The sequence below is a fragment of the Jejuia sp. G7-7 genome, from assembly GCF_055808955.1.
The window spans coordinates 1202174-1219014 of the sequence record NZ_JBVVSZ010000002.1 but is presented as its reverse complement, the minus strand read 5'-3'; the positions used below and the strand labels follow the sequence as shown (position 1 = coordinate 1219014).

Here is a 16841-nt window from a genome sequence, read left to right as displayed (position 1 = left end):
TAAGCCAAAGTTAAAGTAATGATTTTAAAATTTTTAGAATCAATCAGTTACTTTTTCATATTATTGGTGTCTTAAAGATAACTATGAATAAAATAGCCCTCATTTTTTTATTCGGAATTTTTTCAATATCCCTCTATTCTCAACAAACTATTGTTAAGGGGAGTGTTAAAGATGGGGTGTCGTTTCAGCCTATTTTAAATGTAACAGTTGGTATAGAAAACACAGATTTTTCAGTCTTAACAGATGTTCAAGGGGAGTTTCTATTTTCGTCAAATCTCCCTTTAGGCGAACAAATATTAAAAATTTCTAAATCTGGTTATATTACAAAACGTTTCCCGATTATTATAAATGAAGGGAAAACTGTAGATATTTCTGGGATGACTTTAGAGCGCGATTTATCTCAAAGTCAAGATTTATTCACTATTACATTGTCTGATGATGAGTTAGATAACGATGCAAGTGGCGCAGATAATATTACCGGGTTGTTATCATCTTCTTTAGATGTGTTTCAGCGTACTGCGGCATTTGAATTTAGTCAATCTTTTTTTAGATTAAGGGGGCTAGATTCCGAAAATGGCTTGGTACTCATCAACGGTATTTCCATGAATAAATTATATAGCGGAAGACCGCAATGGAGCAATTGGGGAGGCTTAAACGATGTAATGCGAAATCAAGAACTAACTTCAGGCTTATCGCCATCAAGTTATAATTTCGGAGGTGTTTTAGGGACTACAAATATTAATGTAAGGGCTTCTCAATCTAGGGAAGGTGGGCGTATTACCTATTCATCTTCAAACAGGAGTTACACAAATAGGTTAATGGCAACCTATGCTTCGGGCCTATTAGAAAACAACTGGGCATATACTATTTCCATTGGCCGGCGTTGGGGAAACGAAGGTTATCAAGCTGCAACTGTTTACGATGCAAATTCATTTTTTCTTTCTGTTGAAAAGAAACTGAATGCAAAACATAGTTTGAATTTTACAGGCATGTATGCGCCAAATCGAAGAGGGAAATCATCTCCCAATACCCAAGAAGTTTTCGATTTAAAAGATATAACCTACAACGAATACTGGGGCTGGCAAGATGGTGAAAAACGAAATTCTAGAATTAAGGAAGTTGAAGAACCTATTTTTATGTTAAATCATTATTGGGATATCTCTTCAAGAACAACTTTAAATACGAATATTGCGTATCAATTTGGAAAATTGGGCAATAGCCGATTGGATAATAACGGCACCGATTTGGTAAACGGTTTTCCAGAAGGTGGAGGTGCAAACCCAAGCCCAACCTATTATCAAAAACTACCAAGCTATTTTGAGCGTAACTTTCCAAACGATTTGCAGTTCGCATATACCGCATTACAAGAGTTTCAAGATAACGGACAAATAAATTGGAATGCACTTTATGAGGCCAATATAGGCAATGCACAAACAGGTAGAAATGCCATTTATGCGTTGTATGAAGATAGGGTTGATGACACCCAATTTACCGTTAATTCTATTTTGAATCATGAATTGAATGATAATATTGTGTTTAATGCAGCAGTAAATTACCAACGCTTGAAATCTGAAAATTATGCTCAAGTTTTGGATTTATTTGGAGCAGACACCTATTTAGACATCGACCAATTTGCTACAGATATAGATGAGGCGCAAAACGATTTACAAAACCCAAACAGATTGGTCTCTGAAGGCGATACTTTTAAATACAATTTTAATCTTTCTGCTAATATATTGAATGCCTATGCTCAAGCCCAATTCACATATAGTAAATTGGATTTTTTCGTTTCGGGAAGTGTTACAAACACCCAATACCAAAGGGAAGGTTTGTATCAAAATGGTGCTTTTCCAGATAACTCATTAGGTAAAGGGGAAAAATTAAACTTTACGGGTTTTGGAGCTAAAAGTGGGTTGACATATAAAATCTCAGGCAAGCATTTATTAAATGTTAATGGTGGTTATATGTCTAGAGCACCTTCATTAAGAAACACCTATTCTAATTCTAGGGAAAACCACAATATTGTTCCGAATATTACCGAAGAAAAAGTAATGTCTACAGATGTAAGTTATATTTTTCGTTCATCAATAATTAAAGCAAAACTCACAGGATATTACACGAAAATTGAAGATGCCAACGAGATCTCTTTTTTCTTTGCTGATGGTATTGGAGGCGATAATGTGGCGTTTGTTCAAGAGATTTTACAAGGTGTAGATAAACAACATATAGGAGGAGAATTAGGTGTTGAAGCACAGGTTACGCCAACTATAAAACTAAAAGCTGTCGCTTCTGTGGGTCAATTTACTTATGCCAATAATCCTAATTTGTATTTAACGACTGAAGCTGATGAAGAGTCTGTTGCTGCAGGTTTCGTCAACGGCTTTAAAGATTTTGGGCAATCTAATTTAAAAGATTATAAAATCGCTGCAGGACCACATCGTGCCTATTCTGTAGGTTTTGAGTATAGAGATCCCGACTATTGGTGGTTTGGGGCAACGGCAAACTTTTTACAAATACGTATATTGATATAAGTCCGTTAACACGATCTTCAAATTTTACAACAGATTTTGATGGGAATATATTTAACGATTATGACGAAGATTTAGCCAGAGAATTATTAAAACAAGAACGTTTTGATGATTATATGGTTGTGAATTTAGTAGGCGGAAAATCATGGAAAATAGGCAGTAAATACATTAGTGTTTTCGCAAGTGTAAATAACCTTTTAGATGAAGTTTTTAGAACAGGAGGTTTTGAGCAAGGTAGAAATGCAAATTACAGGGAATTGCGAGATGATAAAGCTTTAAATACTCAAGTTTTTGGTTCTAAATATTGGTATGGTCGTGGTGCAACCTACTTTTAAATGTGAATTACAGGTTTTGACAATTCTCTGAATTGTCATCCTGAACTCGTTTCAGGATCTAAAAAATATAAATTATGAAAACAATTAATTACAAACTAGTATTAACCTTCATAGGGATGCTACTCCTATGTTTGTCATGCGTCCAAGACGACGATTTTGGAGTTCCAAATATTACAAAAGAAGACCTCGATATTCCCGCAGAAAAATTGACAACCTTTAAGGCGATTAAATCACTTTACGAACAAGCTGTAAATGGCGGAAACACAACAGCAGTTATAAGAGATGATGTTTATATTGAAGGTTATGTGGTATCATCAGACAAAGCAGGAAACTTTTTTGAAGAATTAATCATTCAGAATAAAACAGATGATAGCAACCCTGATAACGATCCAAGATTGGGTTTTAAAGTTGACATCAATGTAAGCAGTTTGTCCGATACCTATAAATTTGGTCAAAAAGTATTCATAAAACTCATGGGGTTAACCGTTGGGGAAACTAGTGGTGTCATTACAATCGGTAAAGGCGATGCGGTTAATGTGAAACAAATTCAACCTGCAGAATATAAAGATATTGTATTAAGAACTAACGAAATAGCAGAAATCAAACCCATGATAGTTGGTTTGGCAGATTTAACCGAAAATTTTGAAAATACTTTGATTCAGTTAGACAATATCCAATTAAATAGATTTGAATTGGGGGCAACCTTTGCTAGTGAATCTTTTGATGAATTTGATGGACTACGATTATTAGAAAGTTGCGATTCTGGTATTCAAATAATAATGCAAACCAGTACATTTTCCGATTTTAAATCCTTGATCGTGCCCCAAGGAAAAGGAAGTGTTACAGGCGTTTTTAGTCGCGATTTTAGAGATAATTTTAGTGTGCTAGTCATCAACAGTTCTGCCGCCATTAATTTTGATAGTAACGATCGTTGCGACCCTTTAGAGTTTACATGTGGTTTAGCTTCAACCATAGGGTCTGGGAATTTACTGTATGAAGATTTTGAGCCTCAAAGAAATAACCGACCCATTGCAATTGCAGGGTGGACAAATTACATCGAAGCAGGTACAGAAGCTTGGGAAGGCTTTTCCTCAACATCCTCAAATGCGTCTTTGGGGCGTTCTGCGAGATTTCAATCTGCAAGTTCTGGAGATATAAGTAACATTGGTTGGTTGATAACCCCTGCCATAGATCTAGATGCACAGGATGGCGAATCGTTACGCTTTAAAACCTCTAGTAGTTTAGCTGACAGTAGTTATATGGAAGTGTTTTATTCTGATGATTGGGATGGTACTGAAGCTAACGTCACTTCAGCAACATGGGCAATATTAACCGATGCTTATATTGTAAAAGATTCTGATTCTTTTGCACCTTGGTTTAGTTCTGGGAATGTAGATTTATCGTGTCTCTCAGGAACAATTCACATCGCATTTAAATATACAGGAAGCGGCCAAAGCACTTTTGATGGGGTTTATGAATTGGACGAGATTAGTGTGGATTATGTACCTTGATAGCTTTGCTAAAGAATAAAAAACTCTCACTTCAAACACCTTAAAGAGAATTCATACTTTTACCGGAGATATTAAAAGTTTTAAGCAAGCTAAAAAATGAATATTAAAAGAAATATTCTTTGGATTTTATTACTGTTAACCATTTACAGTTGTCAAATATTTGAAAAAAGTAAAAACGAGTTGATAAAGGAATATTATAATCCTGAAGATAGTATGAAAGTGATCATCTTCGAAAAACTTGGAAATGCCACCGTAAATAATTCAATTCAAGCTTCAATCAAAGGGTATGATTATGAATTGACTGACAAAGAAGGTGGAAACGTTTTCGTTGCTGACCAATTTGAAGGGTTAAAAATATCTAAAGATAGTTTACTAATTGTAAATTGGATTGACAATAAAACAGCAGAGTTTATTTATCCGAAAAAAATCCAAATTTTTAAAGCTGAAAGCCTATTAGAAAATAACATTGGAAAAGTCAAGATTAAATATAAAACAAGTGAATAGAAACGATTATCAGTAGATTTTTTACTTCAGAAAAAAGCACATGTAAGTTCTTCTAAATAATCTTATATTTAAGTATGAACAAAATTCAATCTCTTTATATACTTCTATCACTTTTTATCAGTATTTGTGTTTCAAAGTCAAATGCCCAAACCACCCTCCAAAAAACAAATAATAATTGGGAGCTCATTGTCAATGGTAAACCTTTCGAAATAAAAGGCGCAACTTTCGGTTACGATAAAGATGTTGCTAATTACGACACCTATTTTAAAGATTTAAATTTCCTTGGTGTTAACAGTATCAGAACTTGGGCAACTGGTAAAAACACAAAACAACTATTAGATGCAGCACATAAGCATAACATTAAAGTTATGGTTGGTATTTGGATGCGACATGGACGTCCAGGAATGGAAGACGACGACAGCTTTAATTATCTCGAGGATAAAAAAGGGATGGAAGCGATGTATACAAATGCCATCAACACCGTAGAAAAATATAAAAATCATCCAGCAGTTTTAAGTTGGGGCATTGGGAACGAAGTGTATTTAAATTTGGCTACAGATGATGAAAAAACAGTCTATTCTAAATTGTTAGAACGTATTTGTAGTGAAATTAAAAAGCGAGACAAAAATCATCCAATTATTTCTGTAGAAGCATGGACTTTCGGATTAGAATGGTGGCAAAAGTATGTACCATCTATCGATATCTACGGATTGAATAGTTACGGCGCAGGCGCAGGAGTTTTAGCTTCGGAACTCGAAAAAAGAAGTATTGACAAACCATATATCATAACAGAATTTGGAGTAACCGGAGAATGGGACATTCAAACCGAAAAAAACGGTATTAAAGTAGAACCTAGCGACCAAGAAAAATATGATGTTATCGTTAAAGGCTATCGAGATTGGATTGTAAATAAGTCTACAAATTTAGGGGTGTACGTATTTCATTATTCTAGTGGAAATACTTTTATCTCGCCTTGGTTGTTTACGCATCATAACAAAATGTACCGTCCGCAGTATTGGGCAATAAGAGACGCTTATACTGGACAAAAGCCAATAAATAATATTCCGATAATCGAAACATTCGAATTACCAGATATTAAAACTAAAAACGGTTCATGGATTCCTATAGACTTAAAAGTTTCAGATATTGAAAATGAAAATTTAGAAATTAGTTTTCATTATAACCAAAGAACGGGAAGCAGAAAACGAAGAGATCAAATCAATCCTCTAAATTTTAGAGGCGATTTTTCAAAAGGCTTTGAAATTGAACTTCCAAATGAGGATGGTGCAATAAAAATATATGTAAATGTAATAGACACGTTTAACAATGTTGGAATTGCTTCCACTTCTATTCTTGTGGAGAACAAATCCGGAAAACGAAAATATTTAGTACCAAAAGTGAGCTTGCCATTTTACGTCTATAAAGATGGTAATGAAAATCCTTATACGCCATCTGCATACATGGGAAATATTGAATCGATTACTGTAGATATGAACCATAAAAACATCGTGTATTCTGGAAATTCTTCATTAAAAATCGGATATAATTTAGAACATGATTGGTATGGTTTGGGTCTTGTAGACCCTGCAAACGATTGGGGAGAAATGCTAGGGGGTTACGATCTAACTGGTGCTAAGAAATTTAGTTTTTGGGCAAAAGCAACTAAAAAAAATGTAACTGCAACTATTGGTTTTGGATTGATAGGAAAAGACAAACCGTTTCCAGATACCGCAAAAAAATCTATTGAAGTGAAACTAGGCACAAAATGGAAAAAGTATTCTATTAATATTAAAAAATTAGACTTGAGTTGTATTCGATCAGGTTTAGTACTTTTTTCTAGTAGCTATGAGGTATCACAGGATATTTATTTAGATGATGTAGTTTTTGAATAACTATAATTAAATTCTTAGAATTACAATTCAAAATATTATGTTCTACCTTTGGCATAAGAAATTACTAAATGACCGTATTCGATAAACTATTCTTTCGTTTTTTTCAGCATTACAAAACCAAAAAGGGCAAAAAAGGCGAATAGTATTGCCACCTTTTACATTACCATTTTACAATGTAGTTTACTGTTACTTCTAGGCGTGTTTTTTGCAGGCTTTTTTAGGCAAATGCATATAGATACCATGTCGTCAACTAAGGCATGGGTGCTATTTACATTAGTAGTTGTTTTTCTGTATTTTAAAAACTGGATGCAATACGGTGGTAGAAAACGCAATGTATTAAATGCGAAAATGCTCAAAAATAGAAAGCTGACGTATAATATCTGGTTACTTTGGTTATTACCTATTGTTATTTTAGGTTTAACTTTTATTGTTTTTCAAGCTACGTAGCTACTTCTTAAAAATAGCATAAACAGGAAAGTGATCGCTATATCCACCTTTATACTTTTTGCCAACGTAAGTTCTAAACGGGGAGCCTTTAAAAGGTCCACTAAATAGTTTTAAAAAGTCTTCATCAAAAATATCAGCTTTATAAAATTCAAATTTATCTTTAGAACTTTTAAAATAATTAGTTGATATTAAAATCTGATCAAATAAAAACCATTGGCGTTTATGTTTTACCGAGCCTCGAGTATACGATCGTAAAGTTTCAAAAGGATTATATAAACCGAACTCATCAACTAAACGTTTCAAACTAATATTTTGTGGGGTGTCGTTAAAATCTCCAATAACAATAATTCTAGTATCAGGATCTTCTTGTTTCAAAGACAAAATAACTTCACTAACTTTTTCAGAAGATGCTAAACGCTTAAATTCTGTTTCTTTTTGGCCTTCTCGTCTAGAGGACCAATGGTTAATAATTACATTGACGTTTTCATCTTCTAATAAACCTGAAACCAATAAAATATCTCTTGTATAGTCAGGCGTGCCATCTTCATCCGTAAGTCTAATTGTAAATGTTTCAGAATGAGATACTTCAAAAACATTAGAATCGTATAATAATGCCACATCTATTCCCCGTTCATCTAATGAATCAAAATGTACATAATCATAATTGTAATCATCTAAGTGTTTTGAATCTAATAAATCTTTAATCACCTTGGCGTTTTCAACTTCTGCTAAACCAACTAGAGCAGGATGTTTTCCTGTTTCTCGCCTTCCAATATTAGAAATAGCAAAACCTAACTTCCTTAATTTATTTTTCATAACGCTTGGGTGTCCATCGCTTTGCGGAATTTGGTAAAAAGTCGTTATCGTTAGTGTGCTTACTATTCTTTAAAATCAAATAAATTTTCAATATTATAAAAAGCCACAGTTTGCATATCGTGGTGAACGGGAATATCTTCAAAAAAATCTGTCATGTCCCAAAAATATAAAAATTAAAATGACTTCAATTATGTAACTTTGCAGTATATTATTTTTTATAGTTAAGAAGCATATATGGGATTAGAAAAGGCTGTTTTAATAGGAGTAATTACTAAAGAGCAAGATGAGGCTAAGTCTAAAGAATATTTAGATGAGTTAGAATTTTTGACTTTTACTGCAGGCGGATTTGCTGTAAAACGTTTTACACAGAAAATGGATATGCCAAATCCTAAAACATTTATAGGGTCAGGTAAGATGGAAGATGTTAGTCAATTTATCAAAGAAAACAATATAGACACAGCCATTTTTGATGATGAATTATCGGCAGCTCAAGAGCGTAATATCAGTAAAATTCTAAATGTAAAAGTATTAGACAGAACTAATTTAATCTTAGATATTTTTGCGCAACGTGCACAAACCAGTTATGCTAGAACACAAGTAGAATTGGCACAATGCGAATATTTATTACCACGATTAAAAGGAATGTGGACGCACCTTGAACGTCAAAAAGGAGGAATAGGAATGCGTGGTCCTGGAGAAACAGAAATTGAAACAGATAGACGTATTGTTCGTGATAAAATTGCACTTCTCAAAGCCAAAATTAAAACCATAGACAAACAAATGGCGGTGCAACGTGGTAACCGTGGTAAAATGGTACGAGTAGCACTAGTAGGATACACTAATGTTGGAAAATCCACCCTAATGAATGTGGTTAGTAAAAGTACCGTTTTTGCTGAAAACAAACTATTTGCAACCTTAGACACCACCGTTAGAAAGGTTGTAATTCAAAATTTACCATTTTTATTGAGTGACACCGTAGAGGTTTATTCGTAAGCTGCCTACGCAATTGGTTGACAGTTTTAAAAGCACTCTTGATGAAGTTCGAGAAGCCGATTTATTACTACATGTTGTTGACATTTCTCATCCAAATTTTGAAGACCACATCGCATCTGTAAATAAAATTTTAGGCGAGATAAAGAGTAGTGATAAACCAACTATTATGGTGTTTAATAAAATTGATGCCTACGAAGCTGAACCTATAGCCGAAGATGATTTAGAGACAGAAAAAATAGGAAAACATTACACGCTAGAAGAGTGGAAAAGCACATGGATGAGTAAAGTTGGTAATAACGCGCTCTTCATTTCGGCAATAAATAAAAGTAATCTGGAAGACTTTAAAAAACGTGTTTATGACGAGGTTCGCGAGATACACATCACACGTTTTCCATACAATCATTTCCTTTATCCCGATTATAATTACGAAAATATGGAGTAAAATGGCGTTACCCCGAAAAGGAAACTATCCGTTACAAGTCCCCGCACCTCCTTTGTCAGGTTGTGGGCTTTCCACTTCCTAATCCTTAAAGCAAAAAAAATACGCTTCCCAGAAAAAAGGGGAAGCGTATTTTTTTATCACTTCTAATACCGCACCAAAAGCGAGATGCGTTTAGTATTTAGAACTTGTAGCTTAAACCAAAAGTGTAATACGTTTGTAAATCGTTATCAACATCATCAAAAGATGTTGCGGTTGCAGGATCTTGAGCTAAAGCATAGTTTAAAGCTTCTTGCTGATTGCTTCTTAAACCAAAATCAAAACCAACACCAATCATTTTCCAAAGCGTGTAACTAAAAGAGTTTGACCAAGTCCAGTTAGATAAGTCTCCAGACTTATAACTTTGAAATGCAGACAGGTTTGTTTTAAAAGCAATAGCACCAATTTGTCTTGTATAATCAGCAACAATTTTAGCACCTAAAGACGATTCAAAAACATTGTCATTATCAGCAAAAACAAAGTTGTAGTTTAATGGGTGTACCACTACAATTAAGTTTTCAATAGGTGTCCATGTAGCACCAATACCAATATCTAAATATCCAGGATCATTAAAGTTGTTCAATACAGTCGTTCTGTATTCAGCTAATGCTGAAGCAGCTAAATTTTTAGCTATGTTTCTACCGTATAAAGATGAAATATTAAAAACATCAGTTGTAGGTTCAAAACTGTCATCGGCATCTGTACCATTATCTTTATTATCTAACTTTACCCAGTTTAAGTTAGTAGCTAATGAGTTTCTCCAAAAGTATTTCTCTTGAATTAAATTAGCAAAAGCATTAACAGTAAAACCAATATTACCAGAAGCATTGTTTGGAGCTGCTTGAGCATACCAGTTGTTAAAACCAGATAAGCTACCACCAATAGTACCAAAAGCTACCTTTCTTCCAACCTGGAAGGGCATCAATTTTAGCTTGTAAAGCATTAGCTTCTGCTTGAGCAGCATCAGCTACAGCCTGTTTCTCAGCTTTTTGAGATTCTAATTCTTCTTTAGTTTGAGCGTTCATTGTAATAACACTAAAACATAATACAGTTAAAAAAAGTATTCTTTTCATTTTAAATAAATTTAATTTTTAAAATTTTTGGCAAATATATGTTAATTTTTAACAAATGTTAATTAATATAAACAAAAGAGAAATTGTGTTTATGTATTTTAAGACCCTGATAAGATTATAAAGTCACTTTTGAAAACTATTTTTTTAAATAAAGGCACAGAAGAGCAAGCTTCACCATACATAATAGACTTAGCAACAGGTTTTAACTTATTTGAAAGCATGATGTATGCGTTTTGAGGTACAGGTTTATTAGAACAACCTTTGATAATAATAGGCTTTTCCTCATATTCTAAAACATCAAGATCATTAATAATATCTTGATATACCGAAGTTTCTAACTGTTCTAAATCACCTACAATAACCTTTTTAGCGAAAGGTTCTAATTGAATACTTAGCAACATATAAGCCCAACCGGGGATAATAGCATCAGTACTGCAAGTTAATGCCACATAATTATCTTGATATTTGCTCCAATCAAATTCAGCTACTTGGGTTCTGAAATCTTTTTCACGCAATACAAAGCCTTCGAAAAGCCAATCTTTAATATCAAACAACATACGTTTACCTTCTGGATAGAAGTCCTCAAGGTCGATTGTTATTAACTTACTATTCGCTACGCGATTTATGATTTCGTCTGCCATGTTTTATTCAATCACAATTTTATTTCTTACACCAATATAAGTTCTTTCGTCAAATTCAAAATCAAAGTAACCTGCACTTCCATAAACACCATAAATGTCTTTTTTTGTCCTGCCTATTTCTAAATTGTTTTTATTGAAAGCCTTTGCTGTTACTTTTTTTATTTTAAAATCTTTTTCAAAAATCAGATAAAGTCTTAATAAATTATTCTCTCCTCCTAATTTTCTGTTTTCAATTGAATACGTGCCTGTTTTCAAGCCTTTGTCAGTTAATTCTTGAGAAAGTACAATCTCACATTCTAGTGTTTTATCAATACCTTCCGTAACACCTTCAAAAAACTCGGTGGCTGTTTCTCCAACAACTTCTCCTCCTTTATTAATAGTTTCTTTTGTTTTTTGTAACTCGATTACAAGAAGTAAATGTTATTATAATTAGTATTAAAATAAAATTTATGAAAATTTTCATAATGAAACGTATTATAACATTCCCAACTCTAACTTCGCTTCCTCACTCATTAAATCTTGCGTCCAAGGTGGATCGAAGGTTATTTCAACTTCAGCATCTTTAACATCATTCAAGGATTTTACTTTTTCCTCAACTTCTAGTGGTAACGTTTCTGCTACTGGGCAGTTAGGTGTTGTTAAGGTCATTAATATTTTAACATCGTAATCTTCGTTTACAAATACGTCGTATATTAAACCTAATTCATAAATATCAACAGGTATTTCTGGATCGTAAATCGTTTTAAGAACATTTACTATTTTTTCGCCTAATTCGGCAGTTTCTATAACTTCACTCATTTTAATTCAATTGTGTTTGGTATGCTATTGCATACATTTTTAATTGCTTTACCATACTTACTAAACCATTAGCTCGTGTTGGAGATAAATGCTCTTTTAAACCAATTTTATCAATAAAACTAGTGTCGGCATTAATTATGTCTTTTGGGTGTTGATTTGAAAATGTTCTTATCAAAATAGCTATAATACCTTTAGTAATTATCGCATCACTATCAGCAGTAAACTCAATTTTGTCGTCATTCATTTCGGCATGCACCCAAACCTTACTTTGGCAGCCTTTAATTATATTGTTATCGGTTTTATATTGGTCGTTAATTAGGGGTAAATCTTTCCCTAAATCAATCATATATTGGTAACGTTCTTCCCAATCTTCAAACATTGAGAATTCGTCTATTATTTCGTTTTGAATGTCTTCAATACTCATACTTTCAATTTTATACAAAAATACAACAAGAAATGCTGCTATTCAATCTTTTCGGTTAATGATAGTATTTCTTTAACTAATGGAGCTATCTCTTTAGGGGGATTGCCGTGATCAAAAGGTGGCGACTCGAAAGTTTTTCCGTTTGAAGTAATTTTTAATCGCGCTAAAGCAGCACCATCAAACTGAAAGGTTTTACTAAGCGCTTTAATATTGGGGATGTTTTTAAAATCAATGGGATTAGAAGCTTTTGAGACAGCGTTCCATGATAGAGCATCGCAATCTTGCGTTAAAGTTTTTCCACCTTTTTCTTTTGAAAACGTTATATGTTCTTTGCTTATTTTTATGTTTTTATAAGTCCCTCTTGATGTAGCTGAATATTCAAAACTTAAGGTGTCTTCTTCTAATACTTTTGATGCTGATAATAACAATCTCTTTTTATTGAATAATGTAAAACCATTTTCCGAAAAGAATATAATATTTGCTTTATCAAAAGCTTTAAGCAGTTTTTGTTCTAAATTATTTTTATCATCAGAGCATAACATTCTTGTTGACTCTAATTCGCTGAATCCAAGAGTATTTTTATTTAGATTATAAGATCCAAAAAAACGATTGCAACCAGAAAATCCTGAAACCTTTTTTGCATCATCATTAAATACAATGTTGAGATTAAAAGCTGATACATCTTCGGCGTTCAAAGTATTTATAAAATATTTTCCATTGAGTATTTTCACGTCTGAGGTGTTATTTTGTAAACCTTGCATTAATTGAAAATCTGTTGGACCCCAACAACAGCGCAATACAATCATGCTGAAAACAAGTAACATACTTTTCATTTAAATATAGATTTTTTTACAATTGAATATACAAAAACGAAGCCAAAAATATTAAGACAGCATCATTTTAGCTTTCTTTACACCTTCAACTAATGCGTCAATTTCTGCTTTAGTATTGTAAAAAGCGAAAGAGGCACGAACGGTTCCTGGGATTTTGTAAAAATCCATGATAGGTTGCGCGCAATGGTGTCCTGTTCTTACGGCTATTCCTAGTTTATCTAAAATGGTTCCAACATCATAAGGATGAATACCTTCTAAATTAAAAGAAATAACAGATGTTTTGTGTTTTGAAGTCCCGTAGATTTTTAAACCTTCTATTTCTAGGAGTTTTTTTGTGCCGTATTCTAGAAGCTTATTTTCTTGTGCAATTATATTATCAAAACCAACGCTATTCATATAATCTATAGCTGCTCCAAAAGCGATACCTCCACAGATATTAGGCGTTCCTGCTTCAAATTTATGTGGTAAATCTGCGTAGGTAGTTTTCTCGAAAGTAACTTCGGCAATCATTTCGCCGCCACCTTGGTAAGGTGGTAACTTTTTAACCATTCCTTTTTTCCGTAAAGCATTCCCATGCCTGTTGGTCCACAAATTTTGTGAGCTGAGGTTACATAGAAATCTACATCTAAAGCTTGAACATCTGGTTTAATATGTGGTGCAGATTGTGCGCCATCAATTAAAACTGCTGCTCCAACGGCATGTGCTTTTTCAATGATGTATTCAATAGGGTTTATGGTTCCTAAGGCGTTTGAAATATGATTTACAAATACCAGTTTTGTGTTTTGAGATAGCAAGTTATCGAATTCAGATAGGATGAGTTCGCCATCTTCATTCATAGGAATCACTTTTAAAGTGGCACCTGTGCGTTCGCAGAGCATTTGCCAAGGCACAATATTACTATGATGTTCTAAAGCTGAAACTATAATCTCATCGCTTTTTTTAATAGGGATGAAAAACCGTTTGCAACTAGATTGATGCCATGTGTTGTTCCTGATGTGAAAATAATTTCGTGAGAGAACTTTGCATTGAAATGTGCTTGTATTTTTTGTCTTGAAGCTTCGTATAAATCGGTTGCTTCTTGACTTAACGTATGCACACCACGATGTATGTTTGCATTGTAGTTTGAGTAATAATCTACAATTACATCTATTACCTGTTGCGGTGTTTGCGATGTTGCTGCATTATCAAAATACACTAAAGGTTTACCGTTTACTTTTCGGGAAAGTATCGGGAAGTCTTTTCGTATGGTGTCTACATTGAACATGGCGGATAGGTTAGCCCCGATAGAAGCGGCATCCTTTTTTGCCATTAAAAGCAAAAAAGATATAGCGGATAGCGGGAAATAGCTTCAAATAAAAATTTTATAAATCGAATCCAATATCTACCCCCAATTTGTTGGCGATAATTTTGGTAATGCGTTGTTTTAATTCAGGAATTTTAACCGAACTAAGCACGTTATTGCTAAACGCAAACATTAATAATGCCTTGGCTTCTTTCTCTGGAATACCGCGCGAACGCATGTAAAACATGGCGCTTTCGTCTAGTTGACCGATGGTGCAACCGTGAGAACATTTAACATCATCAGCAAAAATTTCTAATTGCGGTTTGGTGTTTATGGACGCTTTATCGCTTATTAAAATGTTGTTGTTTGCTTGAAATGCGTTAGTTTTTTGAGCTTCTTTTTCTACGACAACTTTACCGTTGAATACGCCTGTAGATCTATCGGCAAAAATGCCTTTGTAGTCTTGATGACTTTCGCAATTTGGCTCGATATGATGCACTAAAGTATTGTGATCTACGTGTTGTTTTTCGCCAATAATCGTGATGCCTTTTAGAGTTGAATCGATACGTTCTCCTTCTTGATAAAAGTTGAGATTGTTGCGAATTAACTTGCCTCCAAATGAAAAAGTATGAACCGATGCGAAACTTTCTCTGCTTTGTTTAACGAAAGTGTTATCTATTAAAGATGCGTTTTCGTTATCGTTTTGAATCTTGTAATAATCGACAATAGCACGTTTGCTTGCGAAAATTTCGGTAACGCTGTTGGTTAACACAGGATTGCTGGTTAAACTCTGGTGGCGCTCGATAATTTGTACATGCGAATTCTCTCCAACTACTACTAAGTTACGCGGTTGTAACATGGTTGCCGACTCGTTTCCTGTTGAAAAATGTAGAATTTGAATTGGTTTTTCTACAATTTTATTTTTAGGAATATGGATGTAAGCGCCTTCGTTTGAAAATGCTGTATTTAATGATGACAAGCTGTCTTTTTTTGCAGCTTTATTGAAATAATTCTCAATAACCAATTGATATTTTGGCTTGTTTAAAGCGGCTGACATCAAACATACATCTATACCATCGTGTGTGGTTTGCGATAGGTGTGATGAGTATTTTCCATCAATAAAGATAATCTTATAAGTATCAATGTCGTGAATGAAATATTTCTTCACTTGAGGATACTCCAAAGCGTTTTCTTGTTTTGGGAATACACTATAATCTTCTTTTAAAATACTGTTTAAAGAGGTGTATTTCCAAGCTTCATCTTTTTTAGAAGGGAAGCCTTTTTTTCGAATGTTTTTATAGCATCAGATCTCACATCGTGAACATAGCTGTCTATATCGACACTATTTTCAAATGCTAAAAATGATGAAACTAGTTTTTCTTTTAAATCCATTGTTTTCAGTTTTCAGTCGCAGTCTCAGTTTCAGTTTCAGTAAAAGAAAAACTAAGCATAGACTGTTTACTATTTTTAATGTTTTGAGTAATCAGGTTTGAGTAAGCATCTGCTAACTGTGACTGAATACTGAGACTGTTTTAAGCGTTCACTTCTTCTTTAATCCAGTCGTAACCTTTTTCTTCTAACTGATGCGCTAGCTCTTTACCTCCAGATTTTACAATGCGTCCATTGTACAATACATGTACAAAATCAGGAACTATATAGTCTAATAAACGTTGGTAGTGTGTAATAACTACCACAGCATTGTCTTTGCTTTTTAGTTTGTTTACACCATTGGCTACAATACGAAGGGCATCAATATCTAATCCAGAATCTGTTTCATCTAGAATAGCCAATTTAGGCTCTAACATCGCCATTTGGAAAATCTCGTTACGTTTCTTTTCTCCTCCAGAAAATCCTTCGTTTAAAGAACGTGATAAGAACTTTCTATCAATTTCTAGAAGCTCAGATTTCTCACGAATAAGTTTCAACATGTCTTTTGCAGGCATGTCTTCTAAACCTTTTGCTTTACGTGTTTCGTTTATAGCGGTTTTCATGAAGTTAGTTACAGATACTCCAGGAATTTCAACAGGATATTGAAACGATAAAAACACACCTTTGTGTGCGCGTTCTTCAGCAGCTAATTCCTCAATATCTTCGCCTTCAAAGATGATATTACCTTCGGTAACTTCGTATTCTTCTTTACCTGCAACAACTGATGCTAAAGTACTTTTACCAGAACCATTAGGTCCCATAATAGCATGAACTTCACCTGGTTTTACTTCAAGGTTTATACCTTTTAAGATGCTTTTGTCTTCAACACTTGCGTGTAAATTGTTTATTTTTAACATA

General features: G+C 33.7%; 13 protein-coding genes and 4 pseudogenes. 7 read left to right on the top strand and 10 right to left on the bottom strand.

What is annotated here, in order from left to right; genetic code table 11:
- Positions 1-83: 83 nt before the first annotated feature.
- The 6 genes from AC0L5U_RS15805 (at position 84) to AC0L5U_RS15780 (ending at position 7217) form a co-directional block, all read left to right on the top strand.
- On the top strand, positions 84-2531 hold the full coding sequence (locus AC0L5U_RS15805; RefSeq protein WP_473417435.1) for a carboxypeptidase-like regulatory domain-containing protein: 2448 nt from the start codon (positions 84-86) through the stop codon (positions 2529-2531).
- Entirely contained in the window at positions 2483-2863 is a 381-nt protein-coding gene (locus AC0L5U_RS15800) for a hypothetical protein (protein ID WP_473417434.1), read from the top strand. Before AC0L5U_RS15805 ends, AC0L5U_RS15800 begins: the two co-directional genes overlap by 49 nt.
- 74 nt (positions 2864-2937) lie before the next feature.
- Positions 2938-4374: a DUF5689 domain-containing protein gene (locus tag AC0L5U_RS15795; protein WP_473417433.1), complete on the top strand. Its 1437-nt coding sequence runs from the start codon at positions 2938-2940 to the stop codon at positions 4372-4374.
- 96 nt (positions 4375-4470) lie between these two features.
- The gene (locus AC0L5U_RS15790; protein ID WP_473417432.1) at positions 4471-4878 is read left to right on the top strand and encodes a hypothetical protein; all 408 of its coding nucleotides are present in this window, start codon (positions 4471-4473) and stop codon (positions 4876-4878) included.
- 74 nt (positions 4879-4952) lie between these two features.
- The gene (locus AC0L5U_RS15785) at positions 4953-6770 is read left to right on the top strand and encodes a glycoside hydrolase family 2 TIM barrel-domain containing protein (RefSeq protein ID WP_473417431.1); all 1818 of its coding nucleotides are present in this window, start codon (positions 4953-4955) and stop codon (positions 6768-6770) included.
- A gap of 225 nt (positions 6771-6995) precedes the next feature.
- Positions 6996-7217, top strand: coding sequence for a hypothetical protein (locus AC0L5U_RS15780; RefSeq protein WP_473417430.1), 222 nt, complete (start codon positions 6996-6998; stop codon positions 7215-7217).
- On the opposite strand, the gene AC0L5U_RS15775 is transcribed toward AC0L5U_RS15780, so the two are convergent.
- On the bottom strand, positions 7218-8033 hold the full coding sequence (locus AC0L5U_RS15775; RefSeq protein ID WP_473417429.1) for an endonuclease/exonuclease/phosphatase family protein: 816 nt from the start codon (positions 8031-8033) through the stop codon (positions 7218-7220). It lies immediately after the preceding gene.
- Positions 8034-8267: 234 nt separating this feature from the next.
- Between AC0L5U_RS15775 and hflX the strand changes: the two are divergent.
- Positions 8268-9468, top strand: a pseudogene (hflX, locus tag AC0L5U_RS15770) (GTPase HflX).
- A gap of 178 nt (positions 9469-9646) precedes the next feature.
- Here hflX and AC0L5U_RS15765 read toward each other — a convergent pair.
- The 9 genes and pseudogenes from AC0L5U_RS15765 to sufC all read right to left on the bottom strand — a co-directional run bounded on the left by AC0L5U_RS15765 (position 9647) and on the right by sufC (position 16840).
- Positions 9647-10577, bottom strand: a pseudogene (locus tag AC0L5U_RS15765) (DUF3078 domain-containing protein).
- A gap of 98 nt (positions 10578-10675) precedes the next feature.
- Complete coding sequence (locus AC0L5U_RS15760) at positions 10676-11218, bottom strand: DUF2480 family protein (protein WP_473417427.1); 543 nt, start codon at positions 11216-11218, stop codon at positions 10676-10678.
- 3 nt (positions 11219-11221) lie between these two features.
- Entirely contained in the window at positions 11222-11473 is a 252-nt protein-coding gene (locus tag AC0L5U_RS15755) for a hypothetical protein (RefSeq protein ID WP_473417426.1), read from the bottom strand.
- A 219-nt stretch (positions 11474-11692) separates the two neighbouring features.
- Positions 11693-12016 carry an SUF system Fe-S cluster assembly protein gene (locus tag AC0L5U_RS15750; protein ID WP_473417425.1) on the bottom strand — a complete coding sequence of 108 codons (324 nt, stop codon included), beginning with the start codon at positions 12014-12016 and terminating at the stop codon, positions 11693-11695.
- A 1-nt stretch (position 12017) separates the two neighbouring features.
- On the bottom strand, positions 12018-12440 hold the full coding sequence (locus AC0L5U_RS15745) for a SufE family protein (RefSeq protein ID WP_473417424.1): 423 nt from the start codon (positions 12438-12440) through the stop codon (positions 12018-12020).
- 38 nt (positions 12441-12478) lie between these two features.
- Complete coding sequence (locus AC0L5U_RS15740; protein ID WP_473417423.1) at positions 12479-13273, bottom strand: META domain-containing protein; 795 nt, start codon at positions 13271-13273, stop codon at positions 12479-12481.
- 51 nt (positions 13274-13324) lie between these two features.
- A pseudogene (locus tag AC0L5U_RS15735) lies at positions 13325-14537 on the bottom strand (aminotransferase class V-fold PLP-dependent enzyme).
- Positions 14538-14634: 97 nt separating this feature from the next.
- A pseudogene (gene sufD / locus AC0L5U_RS15730) lies at positions 14635-15947 on the bottom strand (Fe-S cluster assembly protein SufD).
- Positions 15948-16087: 140 nt separating this feature from the next.
- Positions 16088-16840 carry a Fe-S cluster assembly ATPase SufC gene (gene sufC / locus AC0L5U_RS15725; RefSeq protein WP_109351692.1) on the bottom strand — a complete coding sequence of 251 codons (753 nt, stop codon included), beginning with the start codon at positions 16838-16840 and terminating at the stop codon, positions 16088-16090.
- Position 16841: the final 1 nt, after the last annotated feature.

Bases quoted from the DNA above. Each gene is read 5' to 3' on its own strand.
- AC0L5U_RS15805 (WP_473417435.1), top strand. From the start codon at position 84: ATGAATAAAATAGCCCTCATTTTTTTATTCGGAATTTTTTCAATATCC.
- AC0L5U_RS15795 (WP_473417433.1), top strand. From the start codon at position 2,938: ATGAAAACAATTAATTACAAACTAGTATTAACCTTCATAGGGATGCTA.
- AC0L5U_RS15790 (WP_473417432.1), top strand. From the start codon at position 4,471: ATGAATATTAAAAGAAATATTCTTTGGATTTTATTACTGTTAACCATT.
- AC0L5U_RS15785 (WP_473417431.1), top strand. From the start codon at position 4,953: ATGAACAAAATTCAATCTCTTTATATACTTCTATCACTTTTTATCAGT.
- AC0L5U_RS15780 (WP_473417430.1), top strand. From the start codon at position 6,996: ATGCATATAGATACCATGTCGTCAACTAAGGCATGGGTGCTATTTACA.
- AC0L5U_RS15775 (WP_473417429.1), bottom strand. From the start codon at position 8,033: ATGAAAAATAAATTAAGGAAGTTAGGTTTTGCTATTTCTAATATTGGA.
- AC0L5U_RS15760 (WP_473417427.1), bottom strand. From the start codon at position 11,218: ATGGCAGACGAAATCATAAATCGCGTAGCGAATAGTAAGTTAATAACA.
- AC0L5U_RS15750 (WP_473417425.1), bottom strand. From the start codon at position 12,016: ATGAGTGAAGTTATAGAAACTGCCGAATTAGGCGAAAAAATAGTAAAT.
- AC0L5U_RS15745 (WP_473417424.1), bottom strand. From the start codon at position 12,440: ATGAGTATTGAAGACATTCAAAACGAAATAATAGACGAATTCTCAATG.
- AC0L5U_RS15740 (WP_473417423.1), bottom strand. From the start codon at position 13,273: ATGAAAAGTATGTTACTTGTTTTCAGCATGATTGTATTGCGCTGTTGT.
- sufC (WP_109351692.1), bottom strand. From the start codon at position 16,840: ATGTTAAAAATAAACAATTTACACGCAAGTGTTGAAGACAAAAGCATC.